The organism is Fictibacillus enclensis, assembly GCF_001457035.1.
Taxonomy (GTDB): Bacteria; Bacillota; Bacilli; order Bacillales; family Fictibacillaceae; genus Fictibacillus_C; species Fictibacillus_C enclensis.
Map to the genome: position 1 here is coordinate 1,731,299 of NZ_KQ758617.1, position 24,524 is coordinate 1,755,822.

Annotated in this window: 28 protein-coding genes; 4 read left to right on the forward strand and 24 right to left on the reverse strand. The window is 43.6% G+C overall.

Annotation, left to right across the window (positions count from 1 at the left end; all coding sequences use genetic code 11):
* Positions 1-160: 160 nt before the first annotated feature.
* From AS030_RS08890 to AS030_RS08910, 5 genes are all read right to left on the reverse strand, one after another.
* Positions 161-421, reverse strand: a complete 261-nt coding sequence (locus tag AS030_RS08890) for a stage VI sporulation protein F (protein ID WP_061970689.1) — start codon at positions 419-421, stop codon at positions 161-163.
* 87 nt (positions 422-508) lie between these two features.
* Entirely contained in the window at positions 509-1,549 is a 1,041-nt protein-coding gene (locus AS030_RS08895; RefSeq protein WP_061970691.1) for an NAD(P)H-dependent glycerol-3-phosphate dehydrogenase, read from the reverse strand.
* Between the two features lie 18 nt (positions 1,550-1,567).
* Positions 1,568-2,155, reverse strand: a complete 588-nt coding sequence (gene plsY, locus AS030_RS08900; protein WP_061970694.1) for a glycerol-3-phosphate 1-O-acyltransferase PlsY — start codon at positions 2,153-2,155, stop codon at positions 1,568-1,570.
* A gap of 15 nt (positions 2,156-2,170) precedes the next feature.
* Entirely contained in the window at positions 2,171-3,484 is a 1,314-nt protein-coding gene (der, locus tag AS030_RS08905) for a ribosome biogenesis GTPase Der (protein WP_061970696.1), read from the reverse strand.
* Between the two features lie 127 nt (positions 3,485-3,611).
* Positions 3,612-4,223: a YphA family membrane protein gene (locus AS030_RS08910; protein ID WP_061970699.1), complete on the reverse strand. Its 612-nt coding sequence runs from the start codon at positions 4,221-4,223 to the stop codon at positions 3,612-3,614.
* 92 nt (positions 4,224-4,315) lie between these two features.
* Here AS030_RS08910 and AS030_RS22980 point away from each other — a divergent pair, with 92 nt between their 5' ends.
* A complete protein-coding gene (locus AS030_RS22980; RefSeq protein ID WP_074440490.1) occupies positions 4,316-4,456 on the forward strand; it encodes a YpzI family protein in 141 nt (46 codons plus the stop codon).
* Positions 4,457-4,533: 77 nt separating this feature from the next.
* On the opposite strand, the gene rpsA is transcribed toward AS030_RS22980, so the two are convergent.
* The 14 genes from rpsA to AS030_RS08980 form a co-directional block, all read right to left on the reverse strand.
* Positions 4,534-5,679, reverse strand: a complete 1,146-nt coding sequence (gene rpsA, locus AS030_RS08915) for a 30S ribosomal protein S1 (protein ID WP_061970702.1) — start codon at positions 5,677-5,679, stop codon at positions 4,534-4,536.
* Positions 5,680-5,754: 75 nt separating this feature from the next.
* Positions 5,755-6,336: a lysophospholipid acyltransferase family protein gene (locus tag AS030_RS08920; RefSeq protein ID WP_061970705.1), complete on the reverse strand. Its 582-nt coding sequence runs from the start codon at positions 6,334-6,336 to the stop codon at positions 5,755-5,757.
* A 3-nt stretch (positions 6,337-6,339) separates the two neighbouring features.
* The gene (cmk, locus tag AS030_RS08925) at positions 6,340-7,014 is read right to left on the reverse strand and encodes a (d)CMP kinase (RefSeq protein ID WP_061970707.1); all 675 of its coding nucleotides are present in this window, start codon (positions 7,012-7,014) and stop codon (positions 6,340-6,342) included.
* A gap of 131 nt (positions 7,015-7,145) precedes the next feature.
* A complete protein-coding gene (locus AS030_RS08930) occupies positions 7,146-7,325 on the reverse strand; it encodes a DUF5359 family protein (protein WP_061970709.1) in 180 nt (59 codons plus the stop codon).
* Positions 7,326-7,454: 129 nt separating this feature from the next.
* A complete protein-coding gene (gene ypeB / locus AS030_RS08935; protein ID WP_061970711.1) occupies positions 7,455-8,804 on the reverse strand; it encodes a germination protein YpeB in 1,350 nt (449 codons plus the stop codon).
* A gap of 14 nt (positions 8,805-8,818) precedes the next feature.
* Positions 8,819-9,712, reverse strand: a complete 894-nt coding sequence (sleB, locus tag AS030_RS08940; RefSeq protein WP_061970713.1) for a spore cortex-lytic enzyme — start codon at positions 9,710-9,712, stop codon at positions 8,819-8,821.
* 120 nt (positions 9,713-9,832) lie between these two features.
* Positions 9,833-10,513, reverse strand: a complete 681-nt coding sequence (prsW, locus tag AS030_RS08945) for a glutamic-type intramembrane protease PrsW (RefSeq protein ID WP_061970715.1) — start codon at positions 10,511-10,513, stop codon at positions 9,833-9,835.
* 150 nt (positions 10,514-10,663) lie between these two features.
* Positions 10,664-11,632, reverse strand: a complete 969-nt coding sequence (locus AS030_RS08950; RefSeq protein WP_061970717.1) for an asparaginase — start codon at positions 11,630-11,632, stop codon at positions 10,664-10,666.
* A 71-nt stretch (positions 11,633-11,703) separates the two neighbouring features.
* The gene (locus AS030_RS08955; RefSeq protein ID WP_061970719.1) at positions 11,704-12,684 is read right to left on the reverse strand and encodes a YpdA family putative bacillithiol disulfide reductase; all 981 of its coding nucleotides are present in this window, start codon (positions 12,682-12,684) and stop codon (positions 11,704-11,706) included.
* 143 nt (positions 12,685-12,827) lie between these two features.
* Positions 12,828-14,108: a Glu/Leu/Phe/Val family dehydrogenase gene (locus tag AS030_RS08960; protein WP_061970721.1), complete on the reverse strand. Its 1,281-nt coding sequence runs from the start codon at positions 14,106-14,108 to the stop codon at positions 12,828-12,830.
* Positions 14,109-14,296: 188 nt separating this feature from the next.
* A complete protein-coding gene (locus AS030_RS08965; protein ID WP_061970722.1) occupies positions 14,297-15,214 on the reverse strand; it encodes a D-alanine--D-alanine ligase family protein in 918 nt (305 codons plus the stop codon).
* 166 nt (positions 15,215-15,380) lie between these two features.
* Complete coding sequence (locus AS030_RS08970) at positions 15,381-15,971, reverse strand: genetic competence negative regulator (RefSeq protein ID WP_061970724.1); 591 nt, start codon at positions 15,969-15,971, stop codon at positions 15,381-15,383.
* An 82-nt stretch (positions 15,972-16,053) separates the two neighbouring features.
* Positions 16,054-16,998, reverse strand: a complete 945-nt coding sequence (locus tag AS030_RS08975; RefSeq protein ID WP_061970726.1) for a MerR family transcriptional regulator — start codon at positions 16,996-16,998, stop codon at positions 16,054-16,056.
* Between the two features lie 210 nt (positions 16,999-17,208).
* Complete coding sequence (locus tag AS030_RS08980) at positions 17,209-17,841, reverse strand: CBS domain-containing protein (protein ID WP_061970728.1); 633 nt, start codon at positions 17,839-17,841, stop codon at positions 17,209-17,211.
* 175 nt (positions 17,842-18,016) lie between these two features.
* On the opposite strand from AS030_RS08980, the gene AS030_RS08985 reads away from it, so the two are divergent.
* Complete coding sequence (locus AS030_RS08985; RefSeq protein WP_061970731.1) at positions 18,017-18,235, forward strand: hypothetical protein; 219 nt, start codon at positions 18,017-18,019, stop codon at positions 18,233-18,235.
* A gap of 4 nt (positions 18,236-18,239) precedes the next feature.
* Here the strand turns inward: AS030_RS08985 and AS030_RS08990 are convergent, their stop codons facing one another.
* The 5 genes from AS030_RS08990 to AS030_RS09010 form a co-directional block, all read right to left on the reverse strand.
* A complete protein-coding gene (locus AS030_RS08990) occupies positions 18,240-18,692 on the reverse strand; it encodes a DUF2663 family protein (RefSeq protein ID WP_061970733.1) in 453 nt (150 codons plus the stop codon).
* 106 nt (positions 18,693-18,798) lie between these two features.
* A complete protein-coding gene (locus tag AS030_RS08995) occupies positions 18,799-19,095 on the reverse strand; it encodes a hypothetical protein (protein WP_061970736.1) in 297 nt (98 codons plus the stop codon).
* Complete coding sequence (locus AS030_RS09000; protein WP_074440492.1) at positions 19,079-19,699, reverse strand: CPBP family intramembrane glutamic endopeptidase; 621 nt, start codon at positions 19,697-19,699, stop codon at positions 19,079-19,081. Before AS030_RS09000 ends, AS030_RS08995 begins: the two co-directional genes overlap by 17 nt.
* Positions 19,638-21,197: a RecQ family ATP-dependent DNA helicase gene (locus AS030_RS09005; RefSeq protein ID WP_061970746.1), complete on the reverse strand. Its 1,560-nt coding sequence runs from the start codon at positions 21,195-21,197 to the stop codon at positions 19,638-19,640. The genes AS030_RS09000 and AS030_RS09005 overlap by 62 nt, the downstream gene beginning before the upstream one ends.
* Entirely contained in the window at positions 21,172-22,239 is a 1,068-nt protein-coding gene (locus AS030_RS09010; RefSeq protein ID WP_061970749.1) for a YpbB family protein, read from the reverse strand. Before AS030_RS09010 ends, AS030_RS09005 begins: the two co-directional genes overlap by 26 nt.
* Positions 22,240-22,481: 242 nt before the next feature.
* On the opposite strand from AS030_RS09010, the gene AS030_RS09015 reads away from it, so the two are divergent.
* Together AS030_RS09015 and serA are read left to right on the forward strand one after the other, a co-directional pair.
* Positions 22,482-22,730, forward strand: a complete 249-nt coding sequence (locus AS030_RS09015; RefSeq protein ID WP_061970751.1) for a ferredoxin — start codon at positions 22,482-22,484, stop codon at positions 22,728-22,730.
* Between the two features lie 184 nt (positions 22,731-22,914).
* A complete protein-coding gene (gene serA / locus AS030_RS09020; protein ID WP_061970754.1) occupies positions 22,915-24,486 on the forward strand; it encodes a phosphoglycerate dehydrogenase in 1,572 nt (523 codons plus the stop codon).
* Positions 24,487-24,524: the final 38 nt, after the last annotated feature.

Consider the following 24,524-nt stretch of genomic DNA (forward strand, 5'->3'; position numbering starts at 1 on the left):
TTACAGCGTAAATTATAGCATAAAATATAAGAATTGCGTAAGCGCTCTTATTTAATTCAAGAGGCATAATCTGCAAAAAAAAGGCAGGCTGGTGCGCGTTGCACCGCCTGCTTAGATGACTAAGTATTCCGACCTGCAGAGAGATTGACTGTGCGTTCCCCTACTTGTTGTCGAACATTTTGGACAATGTACTAAAATCAAGGGGTACATTGTTATTAATTACAGCACTGACAATCTGGTCTTCTTTTTGTTTGGAAACAGGAACACCGGCCAAGGAGGCTACCTGGGAGATCAGTCTTCTTAACGTTCGTTCATCCCGTAAATTTTCATTACTGACCGTTTGGGCCAGTTTGAAAATATCTTCCTTTTTTACGTTGGTTTTCTTTTCAACTTTATCAAAAAATTGATGATTACGATCCATTTTTCGTCCTCCTCCACAACCTATTCACCACTATCCTATGCATAGGTCTAATAATCGTGATAGAAATCAGGGAGAAGGACGGTGCGTTTATTCTGCGAGCCCGTCTGAAATGAGGGAAGAAACGTCTTCCACCTCATGAGTACGGCTTCTTTTCATGAGTTCATCGACCGCTTCTTTTGCATCTTTACCATCAAACAGGACATCATGAAGCACGCTCGTTATGGGCATTTCAACCATTTCCTGTTTGGCGAGCTGGTAGGCTGCTTTTGTTGTTCTTACGCCTTCTACTACCATGCCCATTTTTTTCAGGACATCATCAAGCGCCTCGCCTTTGCCAAGCATATTGCCAGCCCGCCAGTTTCGGCTGTGAACACTCGTACAGGTTACGATCAAATCGCCTATGCCGGTCAGGCCCGAAAATGTTAATGGATTTGCTCCCATTTTCGTTCCCAGTCTTGCGATTTCAGCAAGACCCCGTGTAATCAGGGCCGCTTTTGCATTATCGCCATAGCCCAGACCGTCTGACATGCCTGCTCCTAATGCAATGATGTTCTTCAAGGCGCCCCCAAGTTCAACACCGACAATATCAGGGTTGGTGTAGACACGGAAGTTCTGGTTAATAAATAAATCCTGTACAAACTCTGCCTCTTCAATAGCAGAAGATGAAACAGTCACTGTCGTCGGCTGCCTGAGTGAAACTTCTTCAGCATGACTCGGTCCTGAAAGAACAACAATGGACCGCCGTTTTTCGGCGGGAACCTCTTCTTCAATGATTTCTGATACCCGTTTATAGGTTTCAGGCTCAATCCCTTTGCTGGCATGAACCAGGGTCACAGGCTCATCAAGTACAGGAACAAGATCACGCAGCACTTCCCGCATCGCTTTTGTAGGAGCGACAAGCAGCAGAGTTCGTACTCCTTCCACCGCTTCCTTTAAATGGTTGTAGCCAACAATTCCTGCTGGAAGAACGACACCAGGTAAATATTTTTCATTTGTATGTATGGTATTAATTTCGTTGATTTGCTCTTGCCTTCTCCCCCATAATCGGACATCATGTCCATTATCGGCAAGTACAAGGGCCAAGGCTGTTCCCCAACTTCCTGCTCCGATTACAGCAACTTTTTCCATTCCTATTCCACTCCTTACCTATTGTCCTAATTTTCGTTCATTACCATTTAACAGTCTGGAAATATTGGTACGGTGCCTCCAAATGGAAAGCAAACCAATCAACATGGCAATGAGTGCTGCCTCAACTGGCACTGATCGAAAAACAAACATTAAAACCGGTGTTAAAATCATGAAAACAATCGACCCCAAAGAAACATAACGTGTTAACGCAATAATAAGAATCACCAGGATACCGGCAATCAGGGAAGGAAAAAACGAGGCCACAACAAACACACCAATCGTGGTTGCGACGCCCTTCCCCCCTTTAAATCCATAATACACCGGCCAATTGTGTCCGATGATGGCCATACCGCCTGCGATAATGGCCGTGGTCAGAGGAAAATGAAGAGACAAGGCTACCCAGACTGGAACGATGCCTTTTAGCACGTCAAGCAAAAGTACAAAAATGGCAGGGCCGACCCCGATTACCCGCAGTGTGTTGGTGGCACCGGCATTTCCGCTGCCAAGCTTTCGTATATCTCCCTTATTCAACCCTTTGGTAATGATGTAACTGAAACTGATGGAACCTAAAAGGTAGGCTCCAATGAATAATAAAAGAATGTCCATAAAAGGCACCAGCACCTAATCATTTTTCTTGCGGGCAATAATTCTGATCGGAGTGCCAATGAAACCAAATGTTTCTCTTACCCGGTTTTCAAGGAAGCGTCTGTACGAAAAATGAAGAAGTTCAGGGTCATTAACAAAGAGAGCGATGGTCGGCGGTTTGGTTGCCACCTGTGTTGCATAATTTATTTTCAATCGTTTTCCGTTATCTGTCGGTGTTGGATTCATGGCAACCGCATCCATAATCACGTCGTTTAATACGTTGGTTTGAATACGCAGAGCATGGTTCTCCGCCACCTGGTTGATCAACGGATAAAGGGCATGAAGACGTTGCTTGGTTTTAGCCGAAACAAAAAGAATCGGCGCATAGCTTAAATAAAGGAAGTGATCCCTGATCTTTTGCTCAAATTCACGGAGTGTCTTATCATCCTTTTCAATCGCATCCCATTTGTTCACAATAATAAGGACCGCTTTTCCTGCCTCATGGGCAAAGCCTGCCACCTTCTTGTCCTGTTCAATGATGCCTTCTTCGGCATTCAGCACCACACAAACGACATCCGCACGGTCAATCGCCTTTAAAGCGCGCAGTACGCTGTATTTTTCGGTGTACTCATACACTTTCCCTCTTTTACGCATGCCTGCTGTATCGATAATCGTATACTTTTGGCCTTCACGCGTAAATTCAGAGTCAATAGCATCTCTAGTTGTTCCTGCAATATCACTGACAATCACTCTCTCCTTGCCGAGGATGGAGTTCACAAGCGAGGATTTTCCGACATTCGGTCGGCCGATCAAGCAGAAACGGATGGTTTCTTCATCTTCCTCGCCCTCCGGCTGCTGCGGAAAGTGGCTGAATACCGCATCAAGCATATCTCCAAGACCGATCCCATGAGAACCGGACAATGGATAAGGCTCACCCATACCCAGTGAATAAAAATCATAGATAAGTTCCTTGCGCTCCGGATTGTCAATTTTGTTCACACCTAGGACAACCGGTTTTTTTGACCGATAAAGAAGCTTGGCCACTTCTTCATCCGCAGCGGTTACTCCTTCTTTTCCATCCACCAAAAACAAGATCACATCCGCTTCGTCAATGGCGATTTCGGCCTGCTGCCTCATCTGGTGCAACAGTGGCTCATCCCCGATTTCTATTCCGCCTGTATCAATAATATTAAATTCACGGTTCAGCCATTCAGCCGAACTGTAGATTCTGTCTCTCGTTACACCCGGCATATCTTCCACAATGGATACCCGGTCTCCTACAATTCGATTAAAGATCGTGGACTTTCCCACGTTTGGTCTTCCGACGATGGCCAATACTGGCTTTTGCATGTCGACACATCCTTTTACTTAATAGTTCCCAAAAAAGAAAACCCTTCCGTCATGAAGGGCCTAGAGTTAGCTCATTTATTTTAGCAGATAAAAGTCCAACCCACAACCACCAGGCGACGAGACACGCTTACCGGGAAGCCCGCTTCAGCACTCTCCCTTTTCCTTTTACTGTTTCTGCATAAACGTAAGCTGAAAATTGATGAAGTCCTTCCCATGCAAAGCAGAGTGCAATTGACAATGTCAAAACATCAAAAAATGTCAGGCTGCCCAGCTCAATATCAAACGTCAGTTTTTTTATAATGAAATGATACACCATTTCACCGACAGCCATCCCGGCTCCCAGCATAAACGGTCTCAGACTTGTTTCCCGCAATAAAAACAGAGATAATAGGAACAGTACCCCTGCAAGCAGCCATTTCACTTCCAGAACTATCCATACCGGATCATACATGGCGAAAAGAATCATGGCGTTATAGGCAAGAGCAATCAAACAGGAACAAAAGACAAATGACAGCATTCGTTTAAAATCCAGCCTGAATGCAAAAAGAAAACCGCACACCAGCAAAAATACAAACGAAAAATGGAGTAATAAATTCCCCGCTCTCAGTGTAAACCCCTGCAAGATCACGATCATTAAAAGCATTATGGAATAAATCGTCCTTCGCCGGCTTGCTTTCATCAAAAATGAGCAGTAGGCCCAGCCAATCCATGTAATCCAATAAAAGAAAATACCATCCATGTTGCTCTCCTCCTCATCCTCCATTATGGCTAAATCGAATAAAACCTAATCACACAGTCATAATAAAAGAAAAGCGAAAGGAGGAAATCCAGATGGGAAAAGACCGCCAGGAGAAAAAGCTGAGAGAATCACACCGTGTAGAATCCGATCGTGACCAGTCCTTAAAATATTCAGGTGCAACATCACTCGAAGGACCAGAAGAAGCCAGAAAAAGAAACCACCAGAAGGATTAATTTTCCCTTCAAAAAAAGAACTCCGTGGAGTTCTTTCTACAAGATAGGTGTGGAAAGAATGACGGAGTTCTTTTTAATTAGTCTTTTTTAAGCCCTTTGAGCTGATCGCCAATCATGTCTGCAAGAGAAAATCCTTTTTCTTCTTTAGGAAAATTATTTCGGATATCCTTCTGCTCAGTATCTTCCTGGGCTGCACGAATGCTGAGTGAAATTCTTTTCTCTTTCGTGTCTACATCTAGGATTTTTACGGTAACCGTTTCACCTTCTGACAATACCTCACCAGGACTTCCGATATGGCGGTTGCTGATCTCGGAAATATGGACAAGACCTTCAACACCAGGAGCTACTTCCACAAATGCACCGAAGGAAACAAGACGTTTAACGGTGCCTTGAATAACTTTTCCGGGGGATAAGCTGGAAACATTGCTTTCCCACGGTCCGGGCTGTGTTTCTTTGATAGACAAGGAAACCCTCTCATTGTCGCGGTCAACCGAAAGCACTTTTACCTTTACTGTATCTCCCTCCGATACCACTTCGGATGGGTTTTCAACCCGTTTGTGCGAAAGTTGGGAAATATGGACAAGACCGTCAAGACCGCCAAGATCCACAAACGCACCGAAATCAGTAAGACGCTGAACGGTTCCGTCAAGCACTTGTCCTGCTTCAAGGTTATTGAGCAGTTCTTGTTTCTTTTGGGATTCCAGTTCTTCTTCAACCGCACGGTGTGAAAGGATCACACGGTTCTTTTCCTGATCCAGCTCAACAATCTTTACTTCAAGTGTGCGGTTTTTGTAATCGGTGAAATCTTCAACAAATCGTTTTTCAACCATGGAGGCCGGAATAAAGCCTCGAACACCAAGGTCAACCACAAGGCCGCCTTTGACCACTTCATGAACGGTAACCTCAAATGTCTCATTTTGCTCGAACTTTTTGTTGAGTTCTTCCCATGAGTTCACAGTATCCACCGCTTTTTTTGAAACGGTCAGCTGATCTTCTGTCAGGGACGTGACTTTCACTGTAACCTTGTCCCCCTCTTTCAGGAAATCTGAAGCTTTTTCCACAAAAACATTGGAAATTTCATTGACGGGAAGAACCGCATCCTGTTTGTAGCTCACATCAAGAATGGCCAGTTTATCTTCAACCTTTAAAACGGTACCTTCTACGATATCCCCCACTTCAAGGACCTTTGTTTCTTCTAGACTTGTGTTTAATTCGTCAGCCATATGTCACTGCCTCCTCAATTTCGTATAAGTATATATTTTCAACCTTCAATTTGAAGGATGTATACAGTATGCCTTTTACGATGATTCCTTTAGAAGCTTTTCTATATTTAACATTATAAGGTTTGTTGCGTCCCTAGCGGAAGCTTTTTGCTCCCTCATTTCAGAAAAATCAATCGGTTTACCAAAAATTATGGTAACTGTTTTGCCGCGCTTATACTCTCCTTTAATGGCACATGGAACGACTGCAGCTTCCGATTTTAAAGCAAAAAAACCGGCACCGGCAAGCCCCTGTCCGAGTTCTCCTGTCTTGCTTCTTGTGCCTTCAGGAAAAAGACCGAGGACCTTGCCTTCTTTTAGCAGATTCAGGCCGTTTCTCAACGCTTGCTTATCGCTCATTCCCCGTTTGACCGGAAATGCATTGATCGTGGGGAGAAGCGTTTTTAGGATGGGCATGTCAAAAAGCTCTGCCTTGGCCATGAAATGAACATCTCTTGAAGCGGCTACTCCGACGAGCGGAGGATCAAAATTATTAATATGGTTGCTGCAGAGCAGAATCCCGCCGGTTTGGGGAATATTTTCTACCCCTCTAACCTTGATGCGGTACATGCTTTTTAAAAATGCGCCGCAGACCATCTTCCCAAATCTGTAAAGGTTCACTTATTATTCAGCCCTTTCACTCACCAAATGAAGAATTTCATTAACAACATCTTGAATGGACATTGATGTGGTGTCAAGCTCTATTGCGTCATCTGCTTTTTTCAAAGGAGCAAATTCCCGCTCAGAGTCACGCTTATCGCGCAGGCTGATTTCTTCTTTTAGTTGTTCCAAGCTGGTTTCGTACCCTTTATTCCGATTCTCTTCATATCTTCGCTTGGCACGCTCTTCCACGGATGCCACCAGGAATACCTTCAGTTCTGCATCCGGCATAACGTGTGTGCCAATGTCACGGCCATCCATCACGACCCCGCCCTGGGCTGCCAATTTTTGCTGCCGGCGGACCATCTCCTCACGCACTTCCTGGGGAGTGGCAACAAAAGAAACATTATTCGTGACCTCTGCGCTTCGAATTTCCTCCGAAACATTTCTACCGTCAAGAATGACAGCCTGTCCGGCATCGGTGATCTCAAGCTCGATCTCCGTCTCTTTTAGAAGAGACTGCAAAACGCTGCCATCATGTAAATTACTGCTGGTTTTCAGTGCTTTATAAGTAAGTGCACGATACATTGCTCCTGTATCTATGTAAATGTAGGAAAGCTGATCCGCGACCAATTTGGCGACTGTGCTTTTACCCGCTCCGGCCGGTCCGTCAATGGCGATTTTTAATTTCTTGTTCATGTTTCCTCCTGCTTATCAAACAACATATTTTGGTACCATACGAACAAAAGCAGGTAATCACCCTGCTTTTTGTAAGCTTAAAAGCATCACTATTCATAGGTAACTTTCCGCCATTAACTATACCATAAAGCTTATTGGTGGTCTATGGTCTCGGTTGTCCTTGGCTGGTTTCCTTTGATGACCCCTTCATAATAAATACTCTTATTGACATTCCTCTTCCAGCTGTCATGTGTCAGCACCCATTGCGACAATAGAAGAAAAACCAGATGAATCAGAGCAAGCTTTACGAGCAGATTTTCTACTTTTCTCATGGCCATTCCCCTCCATATTTGGGACTAATATAACCAATCCCCGGTCTCACTATACACTTTAAACCCATGGAAAAAAGGAAAAGCCAATGATTTTTCCCTTCGAAAAAATCTCTGACTTTTCCTTTCCTTTTACATGGAAGCGTAATCCGGCTGCCCTTCTCGCAATTTCTTCACTTGCTCTTCATCACCATTTTGCGCGCTGATATAAATGATGTACGTTTCATCACCGATCACACCGAGGAATTCATAACAGTACACTTCCTGTTTAACGTCATTCTGAATGATGGCCATGTGCTTTTCCATCACTTTAAATTTCGGGTTCAGCTTCGTTCTTGCCTGCTGCTCCGTAATTTTTGCAGCCGGAATCTTCCTGTCATAATGGGAAGTGAGGAAATCTGTGCCCTGGTACCCCATGATATCACCATTGTCGAGTGCGACTTTGATGGAGACCGTGTCAGGATAAATTCTCACTCCGTCTTTTGTGCTGACAAAGGTAAATACAGCAATATTGTCATACTGGTTTGCCGAAACCACTTCCATTTTGCTCTTCATGTGCATGTTAAGAAACGAAATGGCTTCTTTTTGTGCTTTGTTCACACTGATTTTTTGAGCTCCCACTTTACGATCCTGAAGAACCCAGAGCGGGTATCCGCCTTTTTTGGTCACATCCATATATGTGGTAGCTTTTGTATCCGGGTTATACATCGTAATGGAATACGCCCGGTATTGAGAACCTTTACCCGTTTCCTTTACAGTAATCTTCACATTCTTCTTTAATTGGAAGAACTTAATCGCTTCTTTTTTCGCTTCTTCCTTTGTGATGTTTCGGCCTTCGAGCTTGTTCACATTTCGCTTTTTCGCATTATGCATGCTCGCCACTTCCGGCCCAAAGTCGGTTTCACCAAATCCTTGCGCAGATTTGTCAACCGTTTTGAAGCCGTCAATGATCGTATTGTCGTGTGGCTGGTCTTTTTTGGACAATGCCATTTCCACATCCGTCCAGCGTATATCCTTTTTGCTCGCGACTGCTTCGGTTTTACGCAACTCATCCTGAATATTGGAGGAGTTTGCGTAAAGTTCTTTCAATTTATTGTATTCCTTATTGCTGAGCGGCTTTTTTTCCAAATCCCGCAATGAAACACGGTAACTGAAATCTCCCATCTTCGTTAGAAAATCTTCCGTTTTATTAAACGGTAGCAATCCAAGGGGCAGCTGTCCCACATTATTGTGAGCTTCAGACGTTAAGCGCCATACCTGGGCCAATGTTGGGGAGATCTGGCGCTTGGAGTTCATGGCGAGCGTCTCCCCAATTTTGTCGTGCAGCGCATCCATATTAAAGTTCAAATCATGGAACGCGCGCTGATAATTATTTTCCGACTGAATTCGTATCGCGTTCTTTTCCTGCTGCTGTTTATATCCCCAATACCCTGTACCTGCAACGGCTACTACTAAAAGAGCAATCAATGCATTTCGTATCAAGGAAATCACCTCCGTTATTTGGTATAGATGTGCTTACCAATTTTTTTAATTTGAGGCCGTGTCCAAATCCAGCCTGATGTGGCCGTATCCGGGTTAAAGTAATAAAGTGCTTCACCGGTTGGATCCCAGCCATTCAAGGCATCCATGACGGCTTTCTTTGCCTTTTCATTCGGAGTTAAATAAATTTGGCCATCCGCCACTGCTGTAAAGGCTCCCGGTTCAAAAATAACTCCTGAAACAGTATTCGGAAATTCGGAGCTTTCCACCCGGTTGATGATGACCGCTGCTACAGCGACTTGACCGATATACGGTTCTCCACGTGATTCGCCATAAACGGCATTTGCCATTAAATTGATATCATTCTGTGAATAACCGTCCGGAATATTTGCTCCCTGCTTTGGTGTGCGAACCTTTACTGCTGCTTTTGCACCAGGCTTTGCAGCATTTCCCTTGGCTCCCTGTTTGGCGGGTGTTCCTTTTGCACCGGCACCGGTTTTGCCTGTTGATTTTTTGACTTGTGTTTCTTTCGGTACTCCACCATAGGTGGTGAATTTGTTGCCTTTACGGATTTGCTTATGCACCCATCCATAATCAAATTTTGTTTGATCCGCCAGTTTCTTTTTTGTTGTAAAACCGGCGAGACCGTCCACTTTCAGCCTATTTTCATACTGAAAATTGCGGAGGGCCCAATACGTTCTCCAGCTAAAGACACCGTCTATCGGACCATTATAGAAACCGATATACTGCAGTCTGGATTGAAGCTCGATCACATCATCACCCGTTGCTCCTTTTTGAATGACTTGAGGGGTAAAAGCATGAGTGGTTTCCGGAGTAAATCCGGTCAAAAAACAAAATATCGCAATTAAAAACAACAGCGTTCGCTTTATGTAACGCATTGATTTCTTCATGGAAAGTGCCTCCTGTGAAATATTCTCAGCTTTGTATGATGGTGTTAGCTTTTGTAAATCTCAGCATTTTATACAAAAAGAAACGCATAGAAAAAACCCGAAGAATGCCTCTTCGGGTTTTTACGAACCAATATTTTTTTGCCTTGCCAGCCAGGCGGTTTTGTGTGCATTGGCGAGTTTTACCTTTTTTAACCCCAGCCACCATAGGAACAGCATGAATGGAAGCATGGCAATTAAAAAATCCTGTTCAAATGCCAATAAAATCCAATTATATACTCCGTGCAAAGCAAACGGAATGATTACAGAAAACACGAGAAGCCATTTTTTCTTGGAGCCGGATGAAAACTTGGCTTTTCCAAAGTAGTATCCGCTGATAACGCCAAACAGCGCATGGCTGGATACAGGCATCAATGCTCTTCCCAATGCTTCATTCACACCATGAACATACAAATAGAATATGTTTTCCATGGATGCAAATCCAAGGGATAAAGATACTGCATACACAATACCGTCATATGGCTCATTAAATTCGGCATGCATATAGGCACAATAAAAAACCAAAAACCATTTTAGAAACTCTTCAAGCAGCGCCGACAATAGGATTCCATCCGTCAGCGGTGACACCATAAGTTCTTCTTTAAATCCAAATTGAATCACCATTACGGGAAAAACAAGCAAAGCCCCGAAAATATATAAACGGATCACCATTGATACAGGCTCTGTCTCGTATTTATCTTTCAGATAAAAAAAAGCAAGCAGGGCAATAGCAGGTGCGAGCCCTGCCGAAATGATTCCAAACATAGCAGCCCTCTTTTCAGCTGTTTTCATTCATCGTACCATGGAAAAAGAAGAATGGGAACAACAAGACCCGTTTTATAAACAAATTGTCAATTTTACAAAAGAAAAGCTTCAGCACCTTGCCCAGGTCCGACAAGCGCTGGTGTCAATTGATTAGAAAAGGCTATTGATGGGGTCTTGCTCCTGTGCGGCAAGCAGAACGGCAAGCCGGATTCTTGCTTTTTTGCTGTCATAATCCTTGCCGAGGATTACACCGTTCTCAACCAGGTCATATGTGCTTCCCAGGTAGTCATACGTCGGATACACTTGACCTTCTTCTGAACTGGTGGTGATTACGACGTGAATGCCTGATTTCACTGCATCCACGATCGCTTCCATCATCAGCGGGGCCACCTGGCCGCGACCGGCTCCTTCTAGGACAAGTCCCTTTACCCCGCTATCCATTGCCGCTTTGATAAATTTCCCGTCAGCACCAATATAGCATTTGATAATATCCACTTGAGGTACTTCCTTGTGGAGGGGGTATACTTCCCGGCCGATCGGTTTTTGATAGGGAACCACTTTATCATTATCAATAATCCCCAGATAGCCAAATCCAAATGAATTAAAGCCCTGAAGATTGGACGCATGCACCTTTTTTACATACCTGGCACTAAAAATCCGTTCATTGAACACCACTACGGTGCCAGAACCCTTTAAGTCCGGATCACAGGCAGTGTAAATCGCATGGCGCATATTTGTGTAGGAGTCGCTTCCGGTTTCTCCCGGTGATCGTTGAGAACCGGTAACGACCACTGTACGCTCATCTGCTACCGTCAAATCAAGGAAATATGCGGTTTCTTCGATGCTGTCGGTACCATGGGTGATTACCACACCGTCATATTGATCCTCACGGTACAGATTTTCAATTGCTTCTTTCAACACCTTCAAATGATCAAAAGTCATGTGCATGCTTGGAACCTGAAACAGCGAAAATATTTTCACTTCAATGTCGCTGGGAAGTTCAATCATGTCAGCAAGCTCTTCTCCTGTAAGAGCGCCCGAAGACAAAAGTCCTGACGTTTCATTCGGCTTGCTGGCAATCGTTCCGCCTGTCGTTATTAATGCCACTTTTTTTGTCATATGTATACACCTCTTTCGTATCATAACACAGCGGGTTTGCAGGAAATTGTAAAAAAAAAAAAAGCCCCACGTTATTGCCGTGGAGCTGTAAGGGCTTCTGCAATGAGATGGCCATGAAACCTGCCATTTTCAATGAAAATTTCATTGGCGTTGTTTCCGGCAGCAATGACCCCGCAAATGAACACATTTTTAACGTTCGTTTCCATGGTTTCCGGATGGTGTGCCGGACGGCCGGTCTCCTTGTCGATATCGATGCCGATTTTATGCAGAAAACTATGATCAGGATGATACCCGGTCATTGCGAATACAAAGTCAGCTTTCACTGAAGCTTCTTCTCCATTTTTCTCATAGATGACATGGTCTTCCCCGATTTCAAGCACATTTGCTCCAAAGTGCATTGCAATTCTTCCATGATTCACATGGGATACAAAATCGGGAAGCACCCACGGTTTTACACTTGGGGAATAGTCCTCTCCACGGTAAAGAACCGTAACCCTCGCCCCGGCTTTCTGCAATTCAAGCGCCGTATCGACCGCTGAATTTTTTCCCCCAATGACGGTTATGTCTTTATCATAGTATGGATGTCCTTCTTTAAAATAATGGAAAACGTGTCCCTGGTCCTCACCTTTTACATTCATGTACGTCGGATTATCGTAATAGCCTGTGGCGATGATGACGGCACCAGAGGAATATTCATGCTGTTCACCTTTTACCGTTTCGGTCTGGACAGTGAATTCAGCGTCATTGATTCTCTCTACCCCGGTGACCTTCTCATACGTATGAATGTTAATTTCCTTCCGCTTCGCCACTTCTCGATAGTAGGTTAAAGCATGGATTCTTCTTGGTTTTCTTTCTTCATTCACAAAAGGCATATTTCCTATTTCGAGCTTTTCACTGGTACTAAAAAAGGTTTGATGGGTCGGATAGTTGTAGATGCTCTCTACAATGTTCCCCTTTTCAATGACCAAATAGGATAGTCCTTTTTCTTTGACGGCGATTGCTGCGGATAAACCGCAGGGACCCCCGCCTATAATCACAACATCGTACTTCATTTCTCCACTCTCCTGGTCTTTATCTGTAGGGATCTTTTGTCTGCACAACCATAGTATTCAATCAGAGGATTGAATTATCCAAAAACAAAAAAATCCCCTATCTGAAAGTAATGATAGGGGATTGAACCGTTATTTGCAAAAAATTAAATCCATCCGCGGAAGCGGGAAGCTTCCGCCATTTTGCGGACACCGACCATGTAGGCGGCAAGCCGCATGTTCACTTTGCGGTTCGTTGAGGTTGTATACACGTTATTGAATGACTTGACCATCACGGTTTCAAGCTTCTTCTCGACTTCTTCCTCGGTCCAGTAGTAGCCCTGGTTGTTTTGCACCCATTCAAAATAAGAAACGGTTACGCCGCCGGCACTTGCCAGCACATCCGGTACAAGGAGAATACCGCGTTCTGTCAGGATTTTTGTACCTTCAAGTGTCGTTGGTCCATTTGCTGCTTCCACAACGATGGAAGCTTTTATGTTGTGGGCATTCTCGGCTGTGATCTGGTTTTCAATGGCAGCCGGAACCAGAATGTCGCAATCCAGCTCCAATAGTTCTTTATTGGATATGGTGTCTTTAAATAATTTGGTAACCGTGCCAAAACTGTCGCGTCTTTCCAGCAGATAGTCGATGTCCAGTCCATCCGGATCGTGCAGGGCACCATAGGCATCGGAGATTCCAATTACTTTTGCGCCAGTATCATGCATGAATTTCGCCAGGAAGCTTCCTGCGTTTCCAAATCCCTGAATGACGACACGCGCACCCTCAAGGGAAAAACCGCGTTTTGCAGCGGCTTCACGGATGCAGATGGTCACACCTTTTGCCGTAGCGGTTTCACGTCCATGGGATCCGCCGAGAACCAATGGTTTACCGGTGATGAATCCAGGAGAATCAAACTCGCGGATCCGGCTGTATTCGTCCATCATCCACGCCATAATCTGGGAGTTCGTGAATACATCTGGAGCAGGAATATCTTTTGTAGGACCTACAAGCTGGCTGATTGCGCGAACATAACCGCGGCTTAAGCGTTCAAGCTCGCGGAATGACATGTTTCTCGGGTCGCAAATAATGCCCCCCTTACCGCCTCCATAAGGAAGGTCCACAATTCCAGCCTTAAGGCTCATCCAAATCGAAAGCGCTTTTACTTCTGTTTCGGTTACACTTGGATGGAATCTCACGCCACCCTTTGTAGGTCCGACAGAGTCATTGTGCTGAGAACGGTAACCTGTAAAAATTTTAGTGGATCCGTCATCCATTTTTACAGGAATGCGGACAGTCAGCATACGGATGGGCTCTTTCAACAACTCAAATACTTCTTCAGGGTATCCCAATTTATCCAATGCTTCCCCAATCACAGATTGTGTTGCGGTTAGCACATTGTTATTTTCATGATTTTCTGATTTGTGATCTGCTGCGTTTTGGGCAGTCATTTGTTTACCTCCCATTAATGTCACCTCTAAAGTTTAGTCAATCTTCAGAGACAGTATACACCTTTGTTTGCTCCATGAGAAGGGAATTTTGAAGAATGTCCCGAAAAACGTAAGCGCTTACGGTACTTTTTTCCCATCCGCAAAAAAGTCAGCAATAAAGCCCTTCTGTTCCAACAGAAGGGCAACTTTTATTTTTTTAGTGAAAGCGAAACAAGCTGTTCAATCATTTCAGGGTAAGAAAGACCTGCTTCTTTTGCCGCATCCGGAAATAAGCTTGTAGGTGTCATGCCAGGAAGAGTATTTACTTCAAGAATAACTGGATCGGTTCCATCTCCCGGAACGATAAAGTCTACACGTGAATAAACCTCGCATCCCAATACTTCATGAGCATCCACCGCTTGCTTTTGAAGCAAAGCTGTTGTATCTTCATCGAGACGTGCAGGAACATAATGGACGCTGCCGCCTGCGGCATATTTAGATTCATAATCGTAATATTCATTTTTCGGGACAATTTCAACAACAGGAAGAGCTTTGACATCCCCTTTATCTCCCATAACCGCTACGGTTACTTCTTTTCCTGAGATAAATTCTTCAATCAGGACGGTCTGATCGTGAAGCATGGCTGTAGAAATTCCCTTCAGCATTTCTTCTTCGTCCTTTGCAATCGTTAACCCAATGGTGGAGCCTTCATGGTTGGGTTTGACCACCAAAGGAAAACCGAATGGCACATCCAGCTGATCTTCCTTATACAGCTTTTTCTCCAGAACCACTTCTTGAGCGATGCGGATACCGGCATTCTTAAAAAACTGCTTGGACCTTGCTTTATCCATTGCAAGAGCAGAGGCTAGAACGCCTGAACCGACATATGGAATTTTCAGCATATCAAGCAAGCTTTGCAAGCGGCCGTCTTCGCCATAACGCCCGTGCAATCCTATAAAAACAGCATCCACATCAAGATGAATAATGTCATCGAGACGGTCGGGATGAAAGTCAACACCAATCACTTCATGTCCTCTGCTTTCAAGAGCATTGATGATTTGTTTGCCGGAGGAGATGGAAACCTCTCGTTCAGCAGATATGCCGCCATATAATACTGCAATCTTCATTGTTAAGAATCACTCCTACCCAAAATATATGTATTATCAGTATATTCCCTGCCACTCCGTATGAGCTTTTCTTTGAGGAAATCCAATCTATCATACCACGTTTAGTGCTTGATGTAATAGCAAACACCGCCTTTTGAACTAAAAAAACTCCCGTTTGGACGGGAGCTTAATTAAAATACTTATTAATTTGCGAAATCGCATGACTGTCCATCAGTGCTTTTCCGTATTCGATCACCCTGTGGCTCGTAATCGTAGATGAACTGCCAAACTCGGCCATCAGCGCAATCAAAGTATCCAATTCGATTTCTGTAAGGTCATGTTCTTCAAATTTCAAGTAAAAACAATTTTCGAACGAGTAGAGAACGCCAGCATCCAAATTTAAAGGTTTCAGGCGTTGTGCTAGTGCAATCACATCTTCAAAGGAAGAAAACTCATAGAAGATTTCGTCACTTTCATCAAGTGTAACCTGCATTTCAATATAGTCATCATCGTATTCATCTTCAAGTTCATACTCGTTATGCCCTTTTGTCACAATGACCACCATTCCTTGCGCCGGTAAAGCAAAAACTTCAACAGCGATCGGTCCGTCTGCTTTAAACCCTACTTCATCGTCTGCTTCGGTCATCATGTCTCGGAATAATTGGTGAACTTTTGGAATGTCCTGCCATATCTCATCTTTGGATATTCCGCGTTCCTTTAAATCATCAAACGTTAGGAAGATTTTGATCTTGTTATAAGTTAATCGCTCTACCCGCATTTCTGGTCCCCCTTACATTCGATTCCGCATCTCTTTACTTACACTATATGAGTGAGAAGGCAGTTGGTGATTAATGATCCTCTCACTTCTGTGACCAAAGAGGCGGTCGTTTTTCTTCTTTTAATTTTTGGTGAATCCATTGATCCCATTCCGTTTTGGTGTTCCCTATTATAATGTCTTTAAATTTGGTTTTTATATCATTGGATAAATATTCAAGTCCCAGGCCTCCCAAGCCAATTTGGAGGGAGGGATGGTGATATGCCGCCTGCTCTATCCATTCAACTGTTGACAGCAAATGCTCTTCGATGGTGCAGGAAACAAATAGCAATTTAGGATCAACCTCCCGGATGACAGTATCGAGATCTTCAGGAGGGATGCCTTCACCGAGGTAAATCACCTCAAATCCTTTTTGCCGCAGGTAAAGTGTAAAAATCAAAAGGCCCAGTTCGTGAGTCTCTTTTAGTCCGCATACTGCTATCACCCTTGGAAGATAGCTGTCCACAGGAAGATGAAACATAATATTACCAATCTTCCCTTTTAAAAAGCTGGAGGCATAGTGCTCATGGGCCACCGTTATTTTTTGGTTTTCCCACATGTCACCTACCTTAACAAGCAATGAACCCAGAATGTCGATGGTCACTTTTTCGAGAGTAAAAAGGCTGAAAGCCCTGTCCATCACTTCCTTGGCTTTGCGCTCATTGAATGACATCAGAGCGGAAAGAAGCTCGTCCGACAGCTGCATTGCTACATCCTTCTGCCCACTGCTTTCCACAACAATCTGTGATATTTTATTCCCATGGTGTTCCAGCAGGTCGACTGCCTGGCTTATTGTAAAACCATGTTTAATTTTATTCATAAGCCATTTGATAATATAGATATGTTCATCAGTATAAAGCCGGTGACCCGCTTCGTTTCTCTTGGGCTCAATGATCGAATATCTCCGCTCCCATGCACGAAGTGTTCCTGCCTGGATGCCAAGCATTTTAGACACGGCTTTTATATTGTATTTTCCTTCCGGTGATGCCATTTCTATATCCTCCAATAGCTGATTATACCTATTAGTATAGCGGACAGATTTACTGGTGTAAAATTTCAGGAATCCGGAGAAAAACCAATTTTTACTGAATACTCTTTTTTTATTTGGAGATTTTATTTTTCATTCCCCTAATATGCTGTTTGGTAAAACACATTTTAACTGAAAATTGCTAAAAAGGACAGCCCTAAATTAAGGGCCGTCTCAATCTTCATGTATGCTTAAAATCCTGAATCCGGACTGGCTGAGCTTTTCCGTAAATTTATTAAGGTTAGGGGTTTTTTCTACCTTCATCACCATCCTTCTGACCAATTTATCCGTCTCATCAAAAGTGGTTAACGAAATAATGTTTTCATGAAATTGTTTTGTAATTTCAGACAGTCTCGCAATCCTTCCTTCCGCTTCCAAAGAGGCAAAGGCGATTCGCACTCCAGGCATTTTCATGCCAAACGCGCTTTGAAACTGTTCAAGCACATCATACCTTGTGATAATGCCAAGGAGCACATTATGTTTATCCGCTACCGCAACGATTGGCATGTCGTTGACCATAAGAAGCGTTTGTTCAAACATTTCATCCTCAGACACAGCCTGGTTTTTGTACCTTGAAATTTCCCCGGCTTTTGTTTTCAGCAAAAATTGCTCTTTTGACAAAGAGCTTATGAAGCAGGACTCATAGATGAAGTGGCGTGTGATGATTCCCTGATAGCGTTTTTCCTCAACAACCGGTATGCCATCCAGGTCATGTTTTTCCATCAAATCCAATGCCTCCTGGACTGATGCATTCTTTTGGATAAAATGTGTTTTCCTCAATGGAACCATATGACTTTTCACAAACATACCCTATTTTTCCTCCCCAACATGTAAATTTTCCCGTCTCACTATTTACATGAGCAGGGCCATCTTTATTAAAATTATGAGAATATTTAAAAATCTCTTATTGTAAATCCTGTAAAATTGACTTATCATTAAAATTACAAACCGATAAATTTCAAATAGATTGGAGAGGAACAGCATGACTTTATTAAAAATCAAGACAAAATCTCTCGTGTTAAATAAAGATCTTGAATATAACGAAAAACTGGGTCTTCCCGTTGAAGTTTATTGCCCTCTGGCCCATCAAACCATTGCTTTCGGAAGGATTGAAACGCTGGATGACCATTTTGTCGTGATCAATTCGGAAAAACATGCAATTGCCGATTATTTCTTCTTTGGCTGCCCATGTGCCGTCTAACCTTTCATTTGTGATACAGATTAATGTTGTATTCTGATTTTATAAACTCCATGACCTGGTGCCTGTTATTCCACATGTCAGGTCTTGGCCATAAATCGTCGCCACGCTCTACGATCTCTTTCCGTATGCTTTCAAACTCTTCATCCGCTTTTGAACATTTCTTTTTCATCCGTTTCCACTGAACCCCTGCCAGCAAAAAGTAAACAAAAATAAACCAAACCATCTGGTCACCTGCCAGGGATGCCACTGCCGCCCGCACACTTTCTGCCTCATTCCACTTAAATCCATACAAATAAATCAAGCTTAAGCACCCCATGAGTGAACTGTAAAAGGCCCACCATTTCATCTGCTTGTCAAGCTGGTCTTTTCGTTCCTTTTTTTCGATTAACGTTTGGAGAACCACTTTGCAAATGTCCGAAATATAAGGCTCGACCTTCCAATTGTTCAATGCATTCATATAAGCCCCCTCCTGCTTCAAATTATGCTTCTGCCAATTAAATCATTCCGAATGGGCTTCCTGTTTTTGTTCATGAAAAAAAGCTGACGGCAGTTATGCCGTCAGCTTAATTATGAGATTCGATCTGCACTTTTTGAACATCATCTTTACCGTTAATCGGATTCATGACTTTCGGAAACCAGAGATTATAAGTAAGAATAAAAACAACAAGCAGCATAAATGCCAGAAGGAGGCTCCGGGTTAGCGGCAGCCGTTTTTTCTTTTCCGGAGTTGAAGGCGCAGGGGGTGTCTTTTCTCCGGCTTGTGTCCCGTTGATCCTTTTCGCTTTTCTTTGATGAAATTCTTTTCTCGAAGGCAGTGGACGATCCTGAATCAGTCCGGTCTCCTCACTCACGTTCTTCAAAAAAACCACCTCCGTTTCCAGCCCGATTGTTTCGGGAAATCAGCCAGCCTTTAGAGATAAGAAGGCCAAGCAGGAAATCAATAAAAAAATGTGCAGTCATGGGTATAACTAAATTGTTGGTTTTTTCATATAAGTATCCGAGCAGAAAACTTAATAGAACCGCTGCTATGAATAGAACTGGCTTTTTTATATATCGTACATGGAGTACAGCAAATAGTAAACTCGTTAGGCTCAAACCCAATAGAGGCTGAATGGCACCGCGGAACAGCCACTCTTCGGAAAACGAGATCACAGCCGTCAAAAAGGCAATATGCCAAATCGGGACCTTTCTGAAAATCCGTTCATTGATGCCGCCATCATCGAGCATTCTTTCGGGTAAAATCAAATGAAGCAGCAGATTGACCAGCACCACCAGAAGAGCTGTCCCCAGACCGAGTACAAGTACAGGAAACACTCCCCACCTGAACCTCTCCAGATGAAACCCGGTAAACAGCATAATCAATGTTCCCGCAGCCAGAAAAACTCCCTGGGACACATATATATTAAGTCGCAGCTCCTTGTCGCTCATTTGCCGGATCAGCGCAGATTGATCCCACTTCTTCATGAACACCATCGCTTTCCTGATTAAAAATATATCGAAGCTCCTTTTGCCAGCTCATATGCTCTTCAAAAGAACGTTCCTTTTCTTCTTTTCTATAAAAAAGACCGAGGTCCAAATGGCAAAAACTGCAGCAATTTCTTTTCATGCTTTGGCTGGTTTCACTAAAGATATCCCCGATTTTTTTCCGTTTGCAGAAATCACCTTTCGTCCATTCTACCATTTCATTCAGTTTTTTGCGCTTGTGCGCTTTTCTGTGTTGAATTTTTGATAAAATGCGATCTCTTGCCGTTTCTGGCAAGAGCTGTCTGGTTCTGGAAAAATAACCTTCCTCCTCAAATTGGTAAAACATAAATCTTCTCGCGCTCTCCCCCATTTCCATGCGTTCGAGCATCTCTAAAAATTGAAGAGGGTCACCGGCAGGCCACGAAGCGCAATGAAGGACTTGGGTTTCGTTTGGATACTCATGATCAATGAACATTTCCGGAAGTTCAGTATCCCCGCAGCTGTACAAAAGCACAGCAAGGCTGGGCTTACCATCCCTTCCGGCCCGTCCGATTTCCTGTACATACGATTCAATATTGGCTGGCATATGAAAATGAATGACGTAACGGATATTCGGTTTATTGATGCCCATTCCAAAGGCGTTCGTGCAGCAAATCAGATCCAGCTCATCATTTAGAAACTGTTTTTGAATCAACAGCCGGTCTTCATTTTCAAGGCCTCCATGATAGGCAGCCACCCTGCTCTTGCCATGCGCACGAAGCATTTCTGCGAGTTGTTCTGCCCATGACCGGGTTGAAGCATATAAAAGTCCGGGTCCTTCCAGGGTAGAAGCGAGCTCCAGTGCCCGGTTCAGCTTGTCCATATGAACCGGGTGCTGTTCGGTGGCGAGTGCAATATTTGGACGGTCTACACTGTACACATGCTCTATGCATGAAGGAATTCCAAGCTTGTCACAAATGTCCCTCCTGACTTCGGGTGTTGCTGTTGCCGTCAATGCCAGACATGGGGGTTGGCCCAGTTGTGACCGTATGGAAGAAAGTTTAAGATAGCTGGTGCGGAATTCGTGTCCCCACTGGGAAATGCAATGGGCTTCGTCTACTACAAAAAGAGAGATCGATAGTTTTTTTAACTCTCTGATCATATATTCATTTTGCAGGATCTCTGGGGATACATAAATAAACTTGTAATAGTAAAGGTTCCGCATAACCCTTCTTTTTTCTTGAAAATCCATAAAGCTGTTCAGGGCTACCGCTCTTTTCTCTCCCGACCGCTTCAGTTGTTCCACCTGGTCTTCCATCAGCGATAATAATGGTGATACTATGAGCACCGCTCCTGAAAAAACATATCCGGGTAGTTGGTAGCACAGAGATTTCCCTGTTCCTGTCGGCATCATTGCCAATACATCTCGTTTGCACAGAATATCCTCAATGACTTCAAGCTGGCCGGCACGAAATTCACGATAGCCAAAACGTTCATATAACAGGGTTTGAAGTTCCAAGAATATCTCCCGCCTTTCCTAAGACAAGCCTGATTTTAAAATACGATATATCTTCCAGTCTATCTTTAATCACTTTCAGCTTTTTTGTCTGAAGGACAGTATAAGCATTTAAAATCCTTTGCTGTTCTTCCAAAGAAACATAGTGATCGATTGAAAAACGGTCATAATGGATGGCAATTTCAACAAGATGATCTTCAATGGTGCTTTTTTTCATCCTGCGAATATTAATGATTTGCTCCATGCTCTTTCCTTCGTTCAAAAGATTCCAAGTTTTTTGTGCCGAAAGAGTTAACGGCTTGTCCAGATCCAGACCAGCCATCAATTTGTTCAGCACCTTGTACTCCTCATGTGCCTCCTTGGCCCTTTTCAAAAGAAAGTGAAGCATGGAACGAAAACGAAGCTGTGCTTCCACTTCCGGGATCTGAAGAATCTGTGCAACTTGTTTATTCGTTAAGCCTGTCCGGTTATGCCTGCTCAGTCTCAGGACAAAATTCTCCGCGTCAAGATCGGCCCATTCACTAAGAAGGGCTAACATTTCCCTATACAACTGATCCGCTTCCTTCTGCCTATCTTCCCCTTTTGGGAACCACACCTTTACTGAATGAAGAACAGCTGGATCCTGCGAAACTGGCAAAAAAGAAAAATCCTGCCTGATCGCATGAGAAAGTGATTGTATGTAAAGTGTTAGCAACTGGTAGAAAGGCTGCTCAGCCTGTTTGTAGCGCATGCCATCAAACATAAACAGGTAAGGATGCAGATTAAAAAAATCTTCAGTCACCTGTGCCCCTTTATCCGTTATCGTATAGCGATCATTCTCCAGACACACCCACCCTCTTTTCAGCAGCTCTGCAGCCGTATGTTCAGCCTCATTCCGGCGAAGACCGGGCAATATTCCAAAAAAAGATGAAATATTGAACAAGTGGCCGTCTGAGAGGGTTTGTGACGTCTTTTTTCCATTAAGCATGTGGAGAAGACCTGAAAGGCTGCGTTCCCCGTTAAATTTTTTAATCAAGTATAGAAGAAGTCCTTCTGTCATATTCATTGTTTTATCACCACGCTTATAGTTTACATGAAAAAGCTTAACTATGGGTTGCTTGTTCTGTGAAGAAACTGCAGGGGAATCGGAAGTATTCGAGGAGTGTTTGCACAAACGATCATTTTTTCTATTGAAATAATGGTAGAGAATAACTTACAATATGTATAGCACACATATATTGAAGTATTACAATTTGCATGTATACGTAATATATTGTATCGTTTTACCATGATTAGGAGGTTTTAAATATGCCAAAGTACACAATTGTAGACAAAGACACTTGCATTGCCTGTGGAGCTTGTGGAGCTGCCGCCCCTGATATTTATGATTATGATGATGAAGGGATCGCTTTTGTTACTCTTGATGAAAACCAGGGTATCGTTGAAATTCCAGATGTACTGGTCGATGATATGCAGGACGCGTTCGAAGGCTGCCCTACTGATTCAATCAAAGTAGCAGACGAGCCGTTTGAAGGCGACCCATTAAAGTTTGAATAGTTAAGGACGGACCAAGCCCTTCATCCGAAGGGCTTTTTATATTCATTAAAAATCATACCAATCCGGCTTGTCAATGTCCTCAAACGAACAATTTCTCAGATTTTGTTTGTAAGCAAAAAAATCCTGTGATAAATTATCAGTGTTATATAAATATTCTGAAAAATATCAGGAGCGGAGTGATTTTATGTATACGGTGCTGGCAACCGATTCGATTGCAAAGGAAGGAATGGCAGAACTGGAGAGCATGCCTGGTGTTTCTGTCATCTACGGGCACGTTAACGATATTTCCCAACCGGAACATATTGATGCTCTGGTTGTGCGGAGTGCCACCATGGTAACCAAAGAGATGCTGTCGCGTTTTTCAAACTTGAAAATCATTGCCCGCGCTGGTGTGGGGGTAGACAATATCGATATCGACGCAGCCACACAGAGAGGAATACTGGTCATCAATGCTCCCGACGGCAATACTATTTCCACAGCGGAGCATACGTTTGCGATGATCATGGCCCTCCTTCGAAAAATTCCTCAGGCCAACCAATCGGTTAAAGAAAAAAAATGGAACCGTTCGAGTTTCAAAGGAACCGAACTGTCCGGAAAATCGCTTGGCATTGTCGGTATGGGTAGGATTGGCACGGAATTAGCCAAACGGGCAAGAGTATTCGGCGCAAAGGTGCAGGTTTATGATCCTTTTCTGACCAATGACAGAGCAAAAACACTTCAGGTAACTTCTTTACCGCTTGATGAGCTGCTGAGTACCAGCGATATTATCAGTGTACATACACCGCTCACAAACGACACCAAAAAATTGATCAACGCTGACAATCTTTCAAAAACAAAACAAGGGGTTTACCTCATCAACTGTGCCAGAGGGGGGATTCTCGATGAAGAAGCTCTTTATACTTTCTTGACCCGTGGACATGTGGCTGGCTGCGCTCTTGATGTTTTTGAAACCGAACCAGCGGTGGAAAACAGGCTGGTTCAACTGAACAATGTGATTGCCACACCCCATATTGCTGCATCTACGACCGAAGCCCAGTTAAATGTCGCATCACAGGTTGCTCATGAGATATCCTCCTTTTTCAAGGGAAAACCGGTGAAAAATGCCGTGAATCTCCCTGCGGTTTCCAATGAGGAATTTCAAAAAATTTACCCATTCTATGAGCTTGCCAAGATGTCTGGCCAATTGCTGTCACAATCTTTTTCCTCCCCAATTAAGGAAATTAAAATTACCTTTGCTGGTTCCATCACCGACTATGACACCGGACTTGTAACCAGAGGGCTACTGTCAGGGTTTTTACAGCCAAGAGTTGACCGGATCGTAAACGATATTAATGCCGCACTGATTGCTAAAGAACAAGGATTTACCTTTGGCGAAACCTACAGCACGGATGCTCAGGGCTATGAAAATTGGATGAAAGCCCGAGTAATCGGAGAACATGACAGCTTCAGCCTTCAGGCCACCTTTATCAGCGGGTATGGACCGAGAGTCGTCAATATTAACGGATATTCTACCGATTTTGTCCCCGAAGGCTATCTTGTTTATATTGAACATATCGATCGCCCGGGCGTCATCGGAAGGGTCGGTAAGCTGATCGGCGACCTTGAGATTAACATTGCGTCAATGCAGGTGGGACGAAAAATGGCAGGCGGAGAGGCCATCATGATGCTGAGCTTTGACAAGGAGCTGGCTCAAGACATTCTGCTGAAAATCAAGGAACTGCCAGACGTTGTGTCAGCCACCAAAATTAATCTGTAACGCAAAAAGCACGGAGATCGAAACTCCGTGCTTTTTGC